Origin of the sequence: Bartonella sp. HY038 (assembly GCF_014117425.1) — a bacterium.
GTDB lineage: Bacteria > Pseudomonadota > Alphaproteobacteria > Rhizobiales > Rhizobiaceae > HY038.
The window spans coordinates 1,103,344-1,120,200 of sequence record NZ_CP059725.1 but is presented as its reverse complement, the minus strand read 5'-3'; the positions used below and the strand labels follow the sequence as shown (position 1 = coordinate 1,120,200).

At 39.5% G+C, this 16,857-nt stretch carries 18 protein-coding genes, 2 tRNA genes and 1 pseudogene; 12 read left to right on the top strand and 9 right to left on the bottom strand.

All coding sequences use genetic code 11. The annotated features are described in order from the left end of the window. The first annotated feature begins 21 nt into the window (after window positions 1-21). A complete protein-coding gene (locus tag H3299_RS04750; protein ID WP_182419153.1) occupies window positions 22-783 on the top strand; it encodes an NAD kinase in 762 nt (253 codons plus the stop codon). Between the two features lie 120 nt (window positions 784-903). Here H3299_RS04750 and H3299_RS04745 read toward each other — a convergent pair whose 3' ends face one another. Further along, on the bottom strand, window positions 904-1,734 hold the full coding sequence (locus tag H3299_RS04745; RefSeq protein WP_182419152.1) for an RNA methyltransferase: 831 nt from the start codon (window positions 1,732-1,734) through the stop codon (window positions 904-906). A 192-nt stretch (window positions 1,735-1,926) separates the two neighbouring features. On the opposite strand from H3299_RS04745, the gene H3299_RS04740 reads away from it, so the two are divergent. The 6 genes from H3299_RS04740 (at window position 1,927) to H3299_RS04715 (ending at window position 4,780) form a co-directional block, all read left to right on the top strand. Further along, window positions 1,927-2,010: transfer RNA gene (locus tag H3299_RS04740), tRNA-Tyr, on the top strand. Between the two features lie 26 nt (window positions 2,011-2,036). Continuing rightward, window positions 2,037-2,110: transfer RNA gene (locus H3299_RS04735), tRNA-Gly, on the top strand. A gap of 638 nt (window positions 2,111-2,748) precedes the next feature. Then, entirely contained in the window at window positions 2,749-2,862 is a 114-nt protein-coding gene (locus H3299_RS15715) for a tail protein X (protein ID WP_371739800.1), read from the top strand. A 223-nt stretch (window positions 2,863-3,085) separates the two neighbouring features. After that, on the top strand, window positions 3,086-3,436 hold the full coding sequence (locus H3299_RS04725) for a hypothetical protein (RefSeq protein WP_182419151.1): 351 nt from the start codon (window positions 3,086-3,088) through the stop codon (window positions 3,434-3,436). A gap of 112 nt (window positions 3,437-3,548) precedes the next feature. Next, window positions 3,549-3,911, top strand: coding sequence for a hypothetical protein (locus H3299_RS04720; protein ID WP_182419150.1), 363 nt, complete (start codon window positions 3,549-3,551; stop codon window positions 3,909-3,911). A gap of 659 nt (window positions 3,912-4,570) precedes the next feature. Then, complete coding sequence (locus tag H3299_RS04715; protein ID WP_182419149.1) at window positions 4,571-4,780, top strand: cold-shock protein; 210 nt, start codon at window positions 4,571-4,573, stop codon at window positions 4,778-4,780. Between the two features lie 223 nt (window positions 4,781-5,003). Here H3299_RS04715 and H3299_RS04710 read toward each other — a convergent pair whose 3' ends face one another. Then, window positions 5,004-5,162 carry a hypothetical protein gene (locus H3299_RS04710; RefSeq protein WP_182419148.1) on the bottom strand — a complete coding sequence of 53 codons (159 nt, stop codon included), beginning with the start codon at window positions 5,160-5,162 and terminating at the stop codon, window positions 5,004-5,006. 108 nt (window positions 5,163-5,270) lie between these two features. Next, complete coding sequence (locus H3299_RS04705; protein WP_182419147.1) at window positions 5,271-5,525, bottom strand: hypothetical protein; 255 nt, start codon at window positions 5,523-5,525, stop codon at window positions 5,271-5,273. A gap of 246 nt (window positions 5,526-5,771) precedes the next feature. Here H3299_RS04705 and H3299_RS04700 point away from each other — a divergent pair. Both H3299_RS04700 and map read left to right on the top strand, forming a co-directional pair. Beyond that, window positions 5,772-6,531: pseudogene (locus H3299_RS04700) on the top strand (IS5 family transposase). Window positions 6,532-7,235: 704 nt separating this feature from the next. Further along, entirely contained in the window at window positions 7,236-8,021 is a 786-nt protein-coding gene (map, locus tag H3299_RS04695) for a type I methionyl aminopeptidase (RefSeq protein ID WP_182419146.1), read from the top strand. Window positions 8,022-8,056: 35 nt separating this feature from the next. Here map and rarD read toward each other — a convergent pair whose 3' ends face one another. Beyond that, window positions 8,057-8,959: an EamA family transporter RarD gene (rarD, locus tag H3299_RS04690; protein WP_246708142.1), complete on the bottom strand. Its 903-nt coding sequence runs from the start codon at window positions 8,957-8,959 to the stop codon at window positions 8,057-8,059. Window positions 8,960-9,344: 385 nt separating this feature from the next. Beyond that, window positions 9,345-9,641 (bottom strand): DUF1344 domain-containing protein, encoded by a 297-nt coding sequence (locus tag H3299_RS04685; protein WP_182419144.1) that lies wholly within the window; start codon window positions 9,639-9,641, stop codon window positions 9,345-9,347. A gap of 382 nt (window positions 9,642-10,023) precedes the next feature. Here H3299_RS04685 and aroC point away from each other — a divergent pair, with 382 nt between their 5' ends. Genes aroC through H3299_RS04670 form a run of 3 tightly spaced genes read left to right on the top strand, consistent with a single transcriptional unit; the run spans window position 10,024 to window position 12,605 of the window. Beyond that, window positions 10,024-11,112 carry a chorismate synthase gene (gene aroC, locus H3299_RS04680; protein WP_182419143.1) on the top strand — a complete coding sequence of 363 codons (1,089 nt, stop codon included), beginning with the start codon at window positions 10,024-10,026 and terminating at the stop codon, window positions 11,110-11,112. 53 nt (window positions 11,113-11,165) lie between these two features. Beyond that, window positions 11,166-12,281, top strand: coding sequence for a 3,4-dihydroxy-2-butanone-4-phosphate synthase (gene ribB / locus H3299_RS04675; RefSeq protein ID WP_182419142.1), 1,116 nt, complete (start codon window positions 11,166-11,168; stop codon window positions 12,279-12,281). Window positions 12,282-12,335: 54 nt separating this feature from the next. Beyond that, entirely contained in the window at window positions 12,336-12,605 is a 270-nt protein-coding gene (locus H3299_RS04670) for an exodeoxyribonuclease VII small subunit (protein WP_182419646.1), read from the top strand. Between the two features lie 39 nt (window positions 12,606-12,644). Here H3299_RS04670 and pip read toward each other — a convergent pair whose 3' ends face one another. The 4 genes from pip to H3299_RS04650 form a co-directional block, all read right to left on the bottom strand. Then, window positions 12,645-13,592 (bottom strand): prolyl aminopeptidase, encoded by a 948-nt coding sequence (gene pip / locus H3299_RS04665; protein ID WP_182419141.1) that lies wholly within the window; start codon window positions 13,590-13,592, stop codon window positions 12,645-12,647. A gap of 27 nt (window positions 13,593-13,619) precedes the next feature. Beyond that, window positions 13,620-14,969, bottom strand: coding sequence for a bifunctional UDP-N-acetylglucosamine diphosphorylase/glucosamine-1-phosphate N-acetyltransferase GlmU (gene glmU, locus H3299_RS04660; protein WP_182419140.1), 1,350 nt, complete (start codon window positions 14,967-14,969; stop codon window positions 13,620-13,622). A gap of 52 nt (window positions 14,970-15,021) precedes the next feature. Further along, window positions 15,022-15,759 carry a cytochrome c biogenesis CcdA family protein gene (locus H3299_RS04655; protein WP_182419139.1) on the bottom strand — a complete coding sequence of 246 codons (738 nt, stop codon included), beginning with the start codon at window positions 15,757-15,759 and terminating at the stop codon, window positions 15,022-15,024. Window positions 15,760-15,908: 149 nt separating this feature from the next. Continuing rightward, window positions 15,909-16,853 carry a phosphodiester glycosidase family protein gene (locus H3299_RS04650; protein WP_246708141.1) on the bottom strand — a complete coding sequence of 315 codons (945 nt, stop codon included), beginning with the start codon at window positions 16,851-16,853 and terminating at the stop codon, window positions 15,909-15,911. Window positions 16,854-16,857 lie beyond the last annotated feature (4 nt).

Sequence of the window (16,857 nt, the reverse complement as noted above, 5' to 3'; positions counted from 1 at the left end):
AATTAAAAAAGTTCACATTCCATGCCAAAATTTCACTTTATTGCCGCAGAAACACCCAATGCTACAAAAGCAGCTCAAGCTCTTATCAAACACTATGGGCAAAATAGCGCGGAAGAAGCAACAACTATCATAGTCCTTGGTGGTGACGGCACGATGCTCCAGGTCGTGCGTGATTTTATGAATAGTCAAAAACCAATTTATGGTATGAATCGCGGTTCCATTGGTTTTTTAATGAATGAATATGAAATAAAAAACCTTCCTGAACGTGTTTCTGTTGCCCATATGGAAGAAATTCATCCATTAGAGATGATTGCAGAATCAAAACTTGAAGGAAGCGTCAAAGCCCTTGCTATCAATGAAGTGTCATTGTTTCGCCAGTCCTATCAGGCAGCAAAAATTAAAATCAGCATTGATGATCAGATCAGAATGGAAGAATTGATTTGCGATGGCATTATGGCAGCAACACCCGCCGGCTCCACCGCCTATAATCTGTCAGCACAGGGGCCTATTTTACCACTTTTGGCGCCACTTATTGCATTGACCCCGGTTAGCCCATTTCGCCCACGCCGTTGGCATGGTGCCCTTTTGCCGAACACAGCAACCATACGCTTTGATATGCTTGAGCAAGATAAAAGACCAGTTAATGCCGCAGCTGATAATATTGAAGTTAAAACCGTTACTAGCGTAACCATTTATTCGGCTAAAAATATCACTGCGCGTATATTATTTGACCCCAACCACTCATGGGATGAACGAATCCTATCAGAGCAATTCAAATATTAATTTTTTGATTCGCATAGATTTGCAAAAGTAAAACATAAAAAAATAAAACCACGAGTAACTCAATACTCGTGGTTTTAAGTGTTCCAAATCTGAATTGTCAGCCATGTGGGGTTTAAAAAACTATTTAGCCTTTAAAAAATTACGTGCTGCATAAAGCGCAATGGCACTCGCGTTAGAAACATTCAGCGATTTTATTTCACCAGGCATATCAAGACGCGCAAGATAGGATACAGTTTCACGCGTTTTTTGCCGCAAACCCTTCCCTTCCGCACCTAAGACCAAGGCGATTTTTTTACCTGTAAAGGTTTCTTCCAACGAAAGCGGTCCCTCAGAATCAAGCCCAAAGGTCGTAAAACCAGCCTTATGCAATTGCTCAATTGCCGTGGCAAGATTACCTATACAAATATGATCAATAAGCTCTAAGGCACCAGATGCCGACTTGGCTAAAACGCCTGATTCTATTGGCGAATGACGTGCAGTCGTTATTAACGCGCCGCCATTAAATGCCACTGCCGAACGCATAATTGCCCCGACATTATGGGGATCAGTCACTTGATCTAATACAACGACAAGCTCACTATTACCTAGTGCAGAAAGTGCACGCGGACGTAATGGCAAAGCTTCAAGCATGGCACCTTGATGCACGGCATCAGATCCTAGCAACCGATCTATCGCCCGTGGTTCAACCAATTCTGGCTCAATCGGCAAATCCTCTTGTGCAATTTCCAGCCGTGCAAAAGCATTTTGGGTTAGCAAAAGACGCTTAAGCTTACGTCGAGGATTAGCCAACGCTGCCCGCACAGTATGCAAACCATAGAGGCGAACGAGTCCATCAGGCACATTTTCAGGTGAAAGTGCCGGACGATTTGATTTGGGGCCGTTGTTTTGGCTGTCTCTATATTGACGGCGCAAACGGGCATAATGGGAATCTTTAGGAGTTTTTGAGTTCATGCGCCAGTTATATGCGCATTTACTATCCACGGATAGAACTAATTTTTCACATTTTTATATTTTTTTTCATTTTTTTTGAAATAGGCTGTTGACTTCTGCTCAACTTATCGCCATAACCCACTCCGCAAGCTGCAACGAATTAAGGTTCTACAGATTGCAAAGTTAAAAGCTGGTTCAGCTAGCTTGAAAAGTGGAGTGGTGCCCGAGGGGTTAAAGGGGACGGACTGTAAATCCGTTGCGTAAGCTACGTTGGTTCAAATCCAACCCGCTCCACCATTTTTCTTTAGCTGACATATTAGCTTGCGGGTATAGCTCAGTGGTAGAGCAGCAGCCTTCCAAGCTGAATATGCGGGTTCGATTCCCGCTACCCGCTCCATGATAAAATCATAATTCATTGATTGTATGGTGTTTCCTCCCTTCTGCATTGATATTTCCTCAGATTTGCAAAACAATATGACATACAAGATGTCACACAACTTTGTTCAAAAAGCATGTTATTGTGAGTTCCAGATCTGCGAATCAAAATCATTAACTCATAGCAAAAATTCCAATTATGCCGATAAAAGATGAGCGCCCAAAGCAATTATCAATTTAGATAAATACAACCCCAACATTCAAATTGCTCTCCGTCCAAGTCACCTTATCATAACTCACGCCAAACGTAATATTGATGAAACAGCAAACAATGTTTTATAGGCAGCTTTAATGCTCGGCACTTTGCTATTTCACTGATAGGTATTATCAAAATAGTTAGCTATCCAATGCTTAAACCAAAGCCAAGCACTGCATGGACAAACTAGACTTGGTTGGCGGACTTAAGGTGGCATAATAGTCGGATGACCAAACCAATAAGGTTCTTATCAAAGCGGTTAAAGAAGTCCAATTCTACCAGACTCGCCATGGATTTGCCTGCATGAATGTTTATTCAATCGCCCTAACTTTTGCCTATTGGCAACCATCGGCGTGCGTGTCAATTGTTGAAACGTTGTTTAGATAAAGCAGATTTGATAGATCGTGAACCATTATAAAATTATTCAAGGCAAAATGCTTGACCATATTTGGCAACAAATCTATGGCAATAAAAGTAGTTATGTTGAAACCGTAGTAAAAGCAAATCCAGACCTTTAATGTTGAAACAGCCAGCCACTTCCTTTCAAAATCTCGCGCGACCACAAGCATTGATAACGACTTAAATCTGCAAAAGGATAATCAGATTAAAAAGAATAATGCGCGCGCCCTAATGCATGATCTTGATTGGAGCGACATTGATAACAAGTAAACCATTCTTTCATGTTGCTTGACTAAACTAAGTAAAACTCTTAAATTTTGATGTCTTGATTTAGGAAAAATCATGAGAATAATTGGCGCAATCATCATAATTATTGCAGGTGTTTTAGGATTAGTGGCAGTTTTCATGCAAGCCTATGCTAGCGCATTGGGTGGGATTGGTGGCGCCTCACTCCCAAACCACGAAGTAAATGGTTATACATTTTATGGCACGTGGTGTTCATGTCTATGCATTTTTCTTGCTGGCATAGCATTAGACGTAAAAAGCAAATCACTTGTAATTTTGATAATCATTTCTTCCTCATGTGGAATTGCTCTAGGTGGTATACTTGTTGCAGCAACTATGGTTATTTCACTAATTGGCTGCGGGATAATGTTGTCTGGCTATCAAAAAATGCCAGATACTACGCTTTAACTAACTCCATTTTTTAAATATAATTAAATTGCTTACAACGGTGTGATAGTCTCAGATTGAAGTGATCTTCATTAAAAATAATAATGTATATAGCACTAAAAAAGAGAAACGTATGGGCATAGTTATTTTTTTATTATGGATTATTGCTTTTATAGCTTTTTTCGGTGGTATATTTTTATTATTTTTAAAAAAATCGCGTAAATTTGCCATTGTACTTGTACTTGATAGCTTAGTTCTCCAAGCCGCCCTAGGTTTTTATGCACACCACAATCAAGCATCAAAAAGTGAAGATATAAAATCTCGCCATTTTCAGGAGTATGATAATGGACAAATCAAACTTGATGAAAGAGTGAGCATAGAAAACGCTGCAAAGGTAATCTCCACTTGGGATTTCAAAATTACACCAGAAGATTTGGTTAAAATGGCTGAAGAAAAAATGTCAACGCTCCCACAAGGTCCTACTAAAAAACCATAATGATCCTTAAACAACAGTACCGCAAACGCAGCTTTTAGCTGCCTTTTTTATTGCCCTATTGTCACAGGATACTCCCCGAAGCTAACCGCAAAAATACTGCGTCAGATTACTGCATAAGCACAAAAAAACATAATATCCCGTATTTGCTTGATGTATATAATCACTATGGCCTTGACCTACACTACCGCTTGACGCAATTTTTAACCCAAACATTGCATGAATGAGATCGGCATTTTACACTCCCAAAATAAGGGGGCATCCAAAGCACAACATCGCTATGATATTGGCTTCGACCTTGAAAATACATCAGAGCGTGATGCGTTAGCAAAAAAAACTAAAGGCAGGGACTTAATTTAAATCACGGGCAGGGTTAATATTACCGCTTTTTATAATTGGTTTTTACGAAAAAATAGCGTTACCCAATTTTATTTAAATTTTGTAATGATATTTATTTTGAATAACTTTCATTTTAGCACTATAATACTTATTTAAAATTTCAATTGACGTATGAAATAATTTAATGTAAACATTAAAAACGATGTTTTTTTTCGAGTTGTTACTTTATACGCTTTTAGCGTCCTAATTTTCCCCTCTTCTCAAAAATCGGTACTTAGATGCAGTTCCTGCATTGATCTCTTATTGCTATGAAAGGGTTTATTATGACCACAGGCACAGTTAAATGGTTCAATTCAACCAAGGGCTTCGGCTTCATTCAACCAGATAATGGTGGCGCAGATGTATTTGTACATATTAGCGCAGTAGAACAATCTGGCATGCGCGGACTTGATGAAGGTCAAGCTGTAAGCTACGACATGCAGCAAGACAAGCGTTCAGGTAAAATGTCTGCTTGCAACCTAGCTGCAGCTTAAAGATTGCTATCTATTTTGCAATGACCACGGATGTACTGGCATTGATAAAATAAGATAACGCCGAGAGGTCAGACAGATTGTCTGGCCTTTTTTATTTGTTAAATGTAAACAGAAACATTCACGCTTTACCACATTTCCACAAATTATGACATGGAGGACGAAAACGCCAAAACTTGCGCCTTCGGCTCCTTTTAAGACATATTTAAAGCAAATAAAAACGTTATTAATTGGGAATTGTCAAATCTGCATTTTTAAATTGCGGGTAAACTTCTAAAACTTTTTTAAACGATCTTTCATCATCAACAATTACAAAATACCAGCGCCCATCAACATTGAAACCTAACCCAAGATTTTCAGAGTTTTGTTCGCTACCATCTTTCATAAGGGTATGCGTTTTGTACAAAATAAGCGTATACAGCTCTCCGTTAGGTAATTCACGATAAATAAACTTATCTTTATCATAATCTAATGTCGTTGATGATATCTTTGATCAATTTTCATCCATGACAGTAAACATGAAAGATGTAAATTTTTCTTCTGTCATATTCAAGCCTTTGGCATAATGTAACAACGTTTCAGGAGGCATATCTAATAATATTTGCTCCTTGTCTTTCAAATCAAATGCCAGATACATTTTAGAAAATGCATCTTGCATTGCTGCTTTAGTTTGATCATCCCACTGCGTAGCAACGGCTGGAATATTAAGTATTAAAAGCGTAGCTAAAATATATAAAATTCTTTTCATGTTTTCCCTCATTATAGGCATAAATATGTGGCTAAATCCTAAGCCTCTATTCGTTTCAAGATTGCAAGCAGAACGGATATTATCATACTTAAAGATGCATTGATCTTACTTCAACTGACAATAGGTTAATATATAATAATATCCAATTTGAGTATTTCGCGCTAAGTCTTTAGGATCAGGACCTATTAATTTTATTGATTCACATTTTAGCTAATTTATGATTCATTGGTGTGACGGAGGTAGCCAATGAGTGATATATTTTTATTGAGTGAAAATCAGATTGCGCGGATATCGCCTTATTTTCCATTATCGCATGGGGTGGCACGTGTTGGTGATATGTGCGTTATCAGTGGGATTGTCTATGTTATTAAGCATGGCTTGCAATGGAAAGATGCTTCTAAGGATTACGGTGCGCACAAAATCCTTTATAACTCCCTTTTTCGCTTGAGCCGGTTGGGTGTGTTTGATCGTATCTTTGCAGCACTTAGCAAGGAAGGCTCAAAACCTCAGCGTATCATGATTGATGCAACTCATCTTAAAGCACACTGCACAGCAGCAAGCCTGCTTAAAAAGGGGATGTTGCCCAATGTGTCGGACGCACAAAGGTGGCTTGAACTCAAAACTGCATATAGTCGTTGACCAAGATGGAAAGCCGCTATGCCTGTGATAATAGCAAGGTGAGATGAGCGACTATAAAGGCGCGGCTCTTCTGTTACCAGTTTTGCTTGAAGCGCAAGAACTTATTGCTGACAAAGGTATTGACACAGTCTGGTTGAGGCAAGCCTTATTTGATAAAAAAATCAAGCCTTGCATTCCTCCCCGAAAAGGTAGGACAGCGAATATCTTCTTTTACAAGCCAACCTATAAATTACGTCATAAAATTGAGAACTTGTTTGCAAAACTTCAAACTTGGTGACGTATTGCAACAAGATACTGTCGATGCGCTCATACTTTCTTTTCAGCAATATGTATAGCTGCAGTCGTGATATTTTATCTCAATTGTTGAGGCCTGCCCCTAATACGACAATAAATAGAAGCCCAGCATTAGATACGCACTGTGATGATTAATCTATAAATACTTATAAAGTAATTGAACCACTTTAAAAAATATGCAATCAAAAATGTGAGTTAAAATTATTCCTACTTATCCATATTAACATAGCAAAATTGCACCTTACCTTTTATCCTGCAAGTTTTACGCTTTAGCTTTAGGATAATTGCGTCACGCAAAGTATTTTCATGATATTTTTGCTTGATAAAATATTGATCGCTTGCTCTTATATAGCCGCATTTATTGGTTAAGCAGGGCTTTTACATCCCCCAAATTTCAATAAATAAGACAAGTTCATTCCTTTGCTGGGCTGTATTTATCACCGAATCCTTTTATTTAGTTCATATATTACTTTACCTTTAAACGATTACGGCAATCCCTTTTTTAAAATTTACAAACCTTAATCAAATGATATGCCATCAACTTTTGTGGTGAGGAAAGCCGTTTTGCGCCACTCGTTCGCAGGCAAACTTCTTTTTAAAAGCGTTTGATGTTGCGCTATTTTGTCTTCGTCATAATAATCCTATATTAATTTCATTTGATTGTTTTCAGTAGTTTATGCTCTTTACAATTAAATATTGCCTTGGCGATGAATGAGCATGACATGATGAAACGACTCAAATATTGACATATGAGATTTCTGCAATTGGATAATATTGATGCTAAAAAGAAAAAAAGTTCCAATAAAAAATGATAAAGATATAGCGAATATGCGCGTTGCTGGCACATTAACTAGCAAAGTATTAACCGCTATACGCCCCTTAATAAAAGCTGGGACAACAACTCTGCAAATTGATAAATTTTGTCATGATTACATTATAAATAATCTCCATGCTATTCCAGGTAGCCTTGGTCAATATGGCTATCCACACACCGTCAATACATCCATTAATGAGGTTGTTTGTCATGGTTGGCCAAGTGATAGGCAGCTTGTAAATGGTGATATTATCAATATTGACGTAACAGTAAAAAAGGATGGATTTTACGGTGATAGCAGTGTGACCTTTATTGTTGGCGACACGGATGAAAAAGCTAAGCATCTCGTTAAAACCACCCAAGAGTGCCTATATAAAGCAATTAGACTGGTAAAGCCTGGCGCCACTTTAGGCGATATTGGCGCGTGCATTCAACATCACGCCGAGAAAAATGGATATTCGGTGGTGAGAGATTTTTGTGGGCACGGTATTGGCCGTAAAATGCATGAAGAACCCACTGTACTTCACTATGGGAGCAAAGGAAAAGGACTAATATTAGAGCCTGGCATGACCTTTACAATTGAACCAATGATCAATCAGGGTAGCAATGAAGTTAAAACATTAAAAGATGGCTGGACCGTTATAACCGTTGACAATAGGCTTTCAGCTCAGTTTGAGCACACAGTACTTGTTACTCAAAAGGGTGTTGAAGTTTTAACCTTACGTGAGGATGAAGACCTTAAAACTTAAGACCTCCTTGATCTAAACATAAATTTAAAATGCATTTATAGTATTTTTTCTTTTGCGATTGATGCTCGATAATTCATATTAGATGAAACAGTATAAATTATAAGTGCTAGCCAGATTAACGAAAATGCAACAAGTTCAATCTGGCTGAAAGGCTCATGAAAAACAAAAACAGCAAATAGAAATAGGATCGTTGGTGTCATATATTGCATAAGGCCAAGTGTCATCAAATTCAAAGCTTTTGCACCTGCTGCAAATAAAATGAGTGGAATTGCCGTTAAAGGGCCAGCGCCAATAAGCAATAGGGTATCAAGGGTCGTGCCGTGAACAAAGTAATCTTTACCGCTATAGATGAAATAGCCTTGCAATACTAAAGCAGGTATAAACAAAATAAGGGCTTCTAGCATAAATCCCTGCGCTGGACCGATGGGAAGCGATTTGCGTAGCAAAGCATATAGGCCAAATGTTATAGGCAAAACCAACGACACCCAAGGCAAGCCGCCTTTATTTATTGCAAGAATTGCAACAGCACATGCAGCTAAAACAACAGCTAGCCATTGAAACGGAGTTAAGCGTTCCTTTAAAAAAACAAAGCCCAATAATACATTTAATAGCGGATTAATATAATAACCAAGGGCAGCATCGACAGCATGATTATTGCCAATTGCCCAGATATAAACACTCCAATTGCAGGTTATAAGCGCCGAAGTCACACAAGCCATAGCAAGAACTTTTGGTTTCTTGAAAGCATTAAGTAAATCGGTAAATCTACCCAAATAATAAAGAATGAGCGCTGTAACAGGAACTGCCCATATAATACGGTTAGCAACGACTTCCAAAACATCAATATGGGCAACAGCCTTCATATAAAGCGGTAAAAGCCCCCAAAGACCATAGGCGCCAAAAGCCGCTAAAAGACCGCGTATATTTGAAGATTGCATATTTGCCATACCCATATCATTTAAATTGGAATGCTATTTAATGTTATACTCAGTTCACTCTAACAGCTAAATTTTTTGAGTATTATTTTTCTGCCCAAATTTGTTATTTTCATTTGTTTTTATGAAAACAAATGCCCCTTCCTATAGCACTATATAGAAGAATAATAGTCTTTCATCCAATGGAAACTCTTACAAGGGTTAAAACTGTTGGCAATGCAATTAAATCATTCAATTTTTAGTCATAAAATTCGTAATAATGACTCATTATATAAAAAAAGGCAAAGCGTAGCGCTTAAACACTATGCTTTGCCTTTAAGTCAATCAGCTAAGCGACCCCCGTGCTAGCTTAAATTTTTAGTTAATGGATTGACTATTAAAATCTCAATTAATTAGACTGTGTCTGCCCATCAGGAAGTTCAATATGAGTGTTTTCTCCTTCAGGCTCAATATCCGTGACATAACGGTTGGATCCATCAACATCATAAAATACCGTCACTTTCATTCCCGGTTGAATGACACTAAAATCAAACTCACCCGGTAATGCATAACTCTTACCATCTGTTAATTGCATAGTGTTTGCGTTTGGATCAATTGCTGTAATTGTTCCCTGAGCACTATCAGCAAATGCAGATAATGGAAAAACAACCGCAGCGAATGCACCTAAAAATAAAAGTTTGCGCATAAAAATTCCTTATATGGGAACATGGCCCATAACTCTAGTAATTAAAATCCCCAGCCAAAATATTCAAGATAAACTCAAAATACATTGCCCCGCTAACATGAATTCTTCAATTGACAGTATCAATCTCGCCCCAAATAGCACCAATCTTTATAAAAATTGCTAATAGTAAAAATTGGAAAAAAACAAAATCCAACCTCCTACCGCTTATCGTTATAAGAAATTCAACATTAATACTGAATGAATTTATATAAAGCAGGTGAATGTGACGAAAGATTGTAAAAAATCATCAAATTTTGATTATATGTCGTTATCATATTTGACCGCACACCAAAACAACAATAAAACAACCCTAACAGAGTTTTAAAATAGTTGAGCAATTATCATGTCATTCAATACATTTGGTCATATGTTTAGAGTCACGACTTGGGGAGAAAGCCATGGCAGCGCGATTGGTTGCGTCATTGATGGTTGCCCACCTGGAATTGTTTTTTCTCTTAATGACATTCAAAAAGAACTCGACCGCCGAAAGCCAGGACAATCACGGTTTACCACACAGCGCCGCGAAGATGATGCAGTAAAAGTATTGTCTGGCGTTTTACCAAATGGCGACCAATTGATTACCACTGGAACCCCCATTTCAATGGTTATTGAAAATACTGATCAACGCTCAAAAGATTACGGCGATATAGCGAATAATTATCGCCCTGGCCACGCTGACTACACCTATGATGTCAAATATGGTATTCGTGATTATCGTGGTGGTGGTCGCTCATCAGCCCGCGAAACCGCAATGCGAGTAGCAGCAGGCGCTTTAGCACGTAAAATCATACCAGAAGTCAACATTCGTGGAGCTATTGTTCAAATTGGCAATCTATCCATTGATAAAAGCCGCTGGAACTTTGAAGAGATTGATAATAATCCATTTTTTTGTCCCGATCCAATGATGGTGGAACCCTTTACTCAATATCTTGATGAGATTCGTAAAAGCGGCTCATCCATTGGCGCAATTGTAGAAATAATAGCTGAAAATGTACCTGCCGGTCTCGGCGCCCCAATTTACGCAAAATTGGATCAAGATATTGCCTCCTACATGATGTCAATAAACGCGGTTAAAGGTGTTGAAATTGGCGATGGTTTTGCCTCTGCAGCACTGCGTGGTGAGGAAAATGCTGATGAAATGCGTATTAGCGCTGATGGCAAACCACTATTTTTATCCAATCATGCCGGCGGTATTTTGGGCGGCATCTCAAACGGACAGCCAATAATTGCCCGTTTTGCCGTTAAGCCTACCTCTTCAATGCTAACCCCAACTAAATCAATTGATAAAGATGGCAATGAGGTAGACGTTATAACCAAAGGCCGTCATGATCCATGCGTTGGCATACGTGCTGTTCCGGTAGGTGAAGCAATGATGGCTTGCGCCCTTGCCGATCACTTCCTTCTTCATCGTGGTCAAACTGGCCGAATTTAAACGATCAAAGATTAACTGAGATTTAAATTGTCGATTTATAGAAAGTCCTTCAAATGAATCAAAAACAAAAACATGTTGTCGATGCCATTCGCGCTTTTGAACGCGGAGAAATGGTCGTTGTCATGGATGATGATGGTCGCGAAAATGAAGGTGATATTATTGTAGCGGCAAGTCTTTGCACGCCGGAGCAAATGGCATTTATTGTACGCCACACGTCTGGAATTGTTTGTGCACCAATGCCACATAGTGAAGCTAAGCGGTTAAACTTGGCGCCAATGGTCGCGGAAAATGATTCTCCCCATTCCACTGCATTTACAGTGACCGTTGATTATCGTCATGGTACAACAACCGGTATTTCTGCCAATGACCGTACATTAACTGTACGTAATCTTGCAAATCTCAATTGTGGCGCAGTTGATTTTGTCCGCCCCGGCCATGTATTTCCCTTAATTGCCCGCGAGGGTGGGGTTTTGATGCGCTCTGGCCATACTGAAGCAGCGGTTGATCTATGCCGTCTTGCTGGATTAGCACCAGTTGGTGTTTTGTGCGAACTCGTCAATGATGATGGCACCGTTATGCGCGGTCCTCAAGTATCCAGTTTTGCCAAAGAGCATAACCTTCATGAGGTAACTGTTGCGGACTTAATCGCCTATCGTCAAAGACAGGAAAAGCTTGTTGAACACGTCGATGAAATAGCTGTTGTAACAGCAGCCGGCCCTGCTATTGCCCATACCTATCAATTGCCTTGGGAACCCATGCAACATGTTGCCATTGTCCTTGGCGATATACGTGACGGTGAAAATGTTCCCGTACGTCTTCACCGCGAAAATGTTTTAAGCGACGTATTTGGCACTAAAGATGAAATAGCAACCATCTTGAAAAAGATGATGGCCAATGAAAAACGCGGCGTTTTGGTTTATCTACGTGAAGGTTCCGTCGGCGTTGGCACTGATGCCCATGATATGCGTAGCCGTGAGCTTATTCTTGAAGGGCATGAAGCCCATAGCGAAGCAGTAACCCGTGAGGATGAATGGCGGCAAATTGGTCTTGGTGCGCAAATTTTAAAGGATTTGGGTATCAATTCTATTGTGCTTTATGCTTCAAAAGAGCGCCATTATGTCGGTCTTGAAGGCTTTGGAATCCACATTACCCGTACAGAAATCCAATAATTCTTTGTTTTAATTAATGGAATTGAGAAATTTAAATATTTTTAGGTAAATATGATGTCAGAACAACCAACAAATAATCAAGATAATGCCGATGTTTCAACCATGAGTTTTGAAAAAGCTTTGAGTGAACTTGAGCATATTGTCGAAAATCTCGAGCGTGGCGATGTACCGCTTGAACAATCGATCCTTATTTACGAACGCGGCGAAGCACTGAAAAAGCATTGCGACACTTTGCTAAAAACAGCAGAAAACAAGGTTGAGAAAATTCGCCTTAACAAAAACAATGAAGCAGATGGTGTTGAGCCACTTGACCCACAAGACTAAAAACCAACGGGGCGTTTTATAAAACGCCCCTTCGATTATTTAAGCAAAATGATTTGTTGCCTGAATAAGCGCCTTTGCAATAGGAGGCTCATTAACTGCATGTCCAGCATCTTCAATAATTTGCAATTCAGCCTCTGGCCACTTTTCCTTTAACTGCCATGCATTAATAAAAGGCGTACACATATCATAACGACCATGGATAATAATCGCCGGAATGTGTCTAATTTTATCAACATTTCTTAACAAGTGGTCATCATCTTCCCAAAAACCACGATTTTGAAAATAATGGCTTTCAATACGAGCGAAAGCTATAACAAAATCGTCATTACTAAAGGCTGCAACTTGCTCAGGATTAGGCAATAGATTAATCGCAGATCCCTCCCACTGCCCCCATAGCCTTGCTGCAGCAAGTTGAACTTCTTTATTATCACTGGTTAAGCGCCGATAATAGGCGCCAATCATATCGCCCCGCTCGTCGAGTGGAATATGATCACGATAAGCGGCAAACCGATCTGGAAAAATAAGACTTGCGCCTTCTTGATAAAACCACTCCACCTCAAAACGGCGCAACATGAATATGCCCCGTAAAATAAGCTCACTTACATAATTTGGATGAGTTTGCGCGTAAGCGAGGGCAAGAGTTGATCCCCATGAACCACCAAAAACTTGCCACTTATCAACACCTAAATGGCTACGGATTTTTTCCATATCATCAACCAAATCCCAAGTGGTGTTTTCACGCAACTCGGCATAGGGGGTTGATTTTCCGCAACCACGTTGATCAAATAAAATAATGCGATATTTTTGCGGATCATGCAAACGTCGCATGGTCATTGAAATTCCAGTCCCCGGTCCACCATGCAGCATAATCACTGGCTTACCATTAGGATTGCCGCATTGCTCGACATAAAGGTCATGAATATCAGAAACCTTTAGCATCTCTTGATGAAAAGGCTCTATTTCTGGAAAAAGGCAACCAAGACTCATAATCACATCCTCATATCATTTGAACACTTATTTTGGAATTTTAAGTGATGAAAAATAGGCACGCAATAATTTAGCCTTATCTTCCTTATTAACCTGCCGCGCACGCGCCAAAGCCAAAGCATCAGCAGGTACATTATCGCTTACAACACTACCTGAGCCAACATAGGCACCATCACCAATAGTAACAGGCGCAATCAAAGCGCTGTTAGAACCGATAAATGCGTCATCGCCAATTTTTGTTTGCCATTTATTAAAGCCATCATAATTGCAAGTAATTGTACCAGCGCCTATATTGGCACGTTCACCGATTTCGGCGTCACCAATATAGCTAAGATGATTAACTTTAGCTTCGATTCCAATTTGCGCATTTTTAATTTCGCAAAAATTGCCAACCCGCGACTTTGCGCCAAGTTTTGCCCCTGGTCGAAGGCGCGCAAATGGGCCAATTGAAGCATTTTCACCAATAAATGCCCCCTCAACATGAGAAAAACTATGAATAATAGCGCCCGATGACACTTCAACTTTAGGACCAAAGACTACATTTGGCTCGATTTCAACATCAGCGGCAATTTTTGTATCAAAAGAAAAATATACGCTTTCAGGTGCTTGCATGGTAACACCGTCAAGCATCATAGCTTTGCGGCACCTTTGTTGCCAAATATGCTCAGCTTGGCTTAGTTCCAAGCGATTATTGATACCAATGACATTATCAAATGGAATTTGAATCGCGCGGACATCAAGTCCAGACGTGGCTCCAAACGCAACAATATCAGTTAGATAATATTCGCCTTTGGCATTATTATTTTCTATTTTTTCCAATAGTGACAAAGCGTGTTTGCCATTAATGGCCATTAAACCACCATTGCAAAACTTTATTTTCTTTTGCTCATTGGTTGCTTCTTTTTCTTCAACAATGGCTTGTAATTTACCATTTTCAATAATTAAACGACCATAACCATGAGGTGTGTCACTATAAAAGCCCATCACCACAATATCCGCACCTGCCTTAAGCTCTTGACGCGCATGGCTTAAAGCTTTTGCTTCAATAAGTGGCGTATCACCAAATACAATCAAAACATCATCATAATTTTTAGCCAATAATTCACGCGCAGCCAGTGCGGCATGGGCTGTGCCAAGGCGCTCCTTTTGCTCAAAGAAAGCAGCATTTGGGGTTAAAGTAGATACAAAACCCTGCACATCTTGGGCGCCACGTCCTACCACCACAGCAAGCTGATCAAAGCCAACTTTTTCCATCGCTTGAACCACGTGGCCAATAAGTGGCAGCCCTGCAATTTTATGCAACACTTTTGGTAGGCTGGATTTCATGCGGGTACCCTCACCCGCGCCGAGAACAACCGATAAGCAAGAACGTGACATGAAACCCTCTATAAAAAAGCGATACAATAAAAAGAACGTAAAATTCGCAAATTCAACCTAATTTTTGCAGAAATGGAAATGCTCCCATAAACCATGAAGAAATAACTTGCAGTTGCCCCGTAAGAAAAACAACTCCTGCGAAAACCAACAAAACACCAATTATCTTTTCAACGACCCCTAAATGAACACGCCAAGAGGCTAAACGAGATATAAAAGCACTGGAAAATACTGCTGCCAATAAAAACGGCACACCTAACCCCAAAGAATAAACTGCAAGCAACATGACACCGCCTGCTACCGTTTCCGATTCACCTGCAAATTTCATAATTGGAGTTAAAATGGGCCCGATACAAGGTGTCCAACCAAAAGCAAAAGCTAAACCCATAATAAATGCACCAACTGGGCCTGATTTCGTTTTTTTTGTTTGAAACCTTGCTTCACGCAACAACAACGGAATGCGAAAAACGCCTAAAAAATGCAAGCCCATAATAATAATAATAATACCTGCACCGATAGCTATTTCGGGTTGCCAACTTAGCAAAAAGCGGCCGATAAAAGATGCACCTGCTCCTAAAAACATAAAAATAAGCGTAAAACCCAAAACAAACGCAATTGCAGGAATAAGAATTTGCTTATCAATAGCAAAGCCTACTTTTTTATCTTTGTTTCGTAATTCTTCGTAACTCACGCCCGCCATATAGCAGAGGTAAGGGGGAACCAACGGCAAAACACAAGGAGACAAAAAGGATAAAATACCCCCAAAAAACGCCCCCAAAAATGATACTTCCATCGTTAACCTATCTATCTTCAAAATTAATCTTACAAAATAAATACGAGCTTAAAAGTCTATACAATAATCCAAGCCCTGAACCGTCAACAAGCTTATTTTCTTGTCTAAATCATGTCCGTTATTAAATCAACTTCACCAACAAAGCCAGATCAATCATTCTTGTCAAGGGTTACGGCAATAATTGGCCCCAATCCATGCCACCAGTCTTTACGCGAAAGTTCTGGTGCAAAAAGGCTAGAAATAGAGCCATCAAAAAATAATGCATTCGGTGTTTTTAGCTTATCGCGGAAAAAACGCGCCATTTCATCAAAATTGACCTTTTGTTCAGAAATAATAAAAATCACTTCACCATCATTCGTAACTCCAACGCCGTTGCGATATTCAAGATAGGGAGATTGCGGAATAAATCGCTGGTGAATTTCATTATTGATAACCAACATCGGTCCAGATTGGGTAGCAAGTTGTGGTTTTAAACCACGAGCAATAAAGCTATCTGTATCCAATACACCAGCTTTACCATCATTGATAAAAAAGACACCATTGGGTTTCATATGAAAATTACCTGGGCCATCTTTGGTGGAAATGGAATGCAGTTCTTTGCCATTTTCAATATAAAGCCCCACAGCGGTGTAATCAGCATGATACATGCCAGCATTCATCGCAAAAGCAATTGTTTTGCCTTCAGCGTTAAGTGCGTCTTCTAAACGATAAAACCGCTTATAAGGCTTATCATCACTGCCATTTAAAAATAGTTCAATCCGATCAAGGCTAGGATTGGCGCGACACACAACATAGGTTTTATTTTCAAAGCTATCCGTGGTGCAAAATTGCTTTTTCAAACTATCATCCATTGGGGTAACTGGTGGTGTCATATCATTTTTTGAGGTTTCTTCTCCATACTGCTTGCTTGGCTGCTCGGCCATTTCTGGCTGCGGCAACAAACCAACTATTGGATCATTATCCTTAGTCTTGATAGTCTGTTCAACACTATTTTGCCGAAAGTCATTATTGCTGCTTTTGTTGAAAAGCCACATGGAACTTAAAATCAGTGCCAAAATAACAATGACAAAAAAGCCGTAAAAGAATAGCCGCATTGCA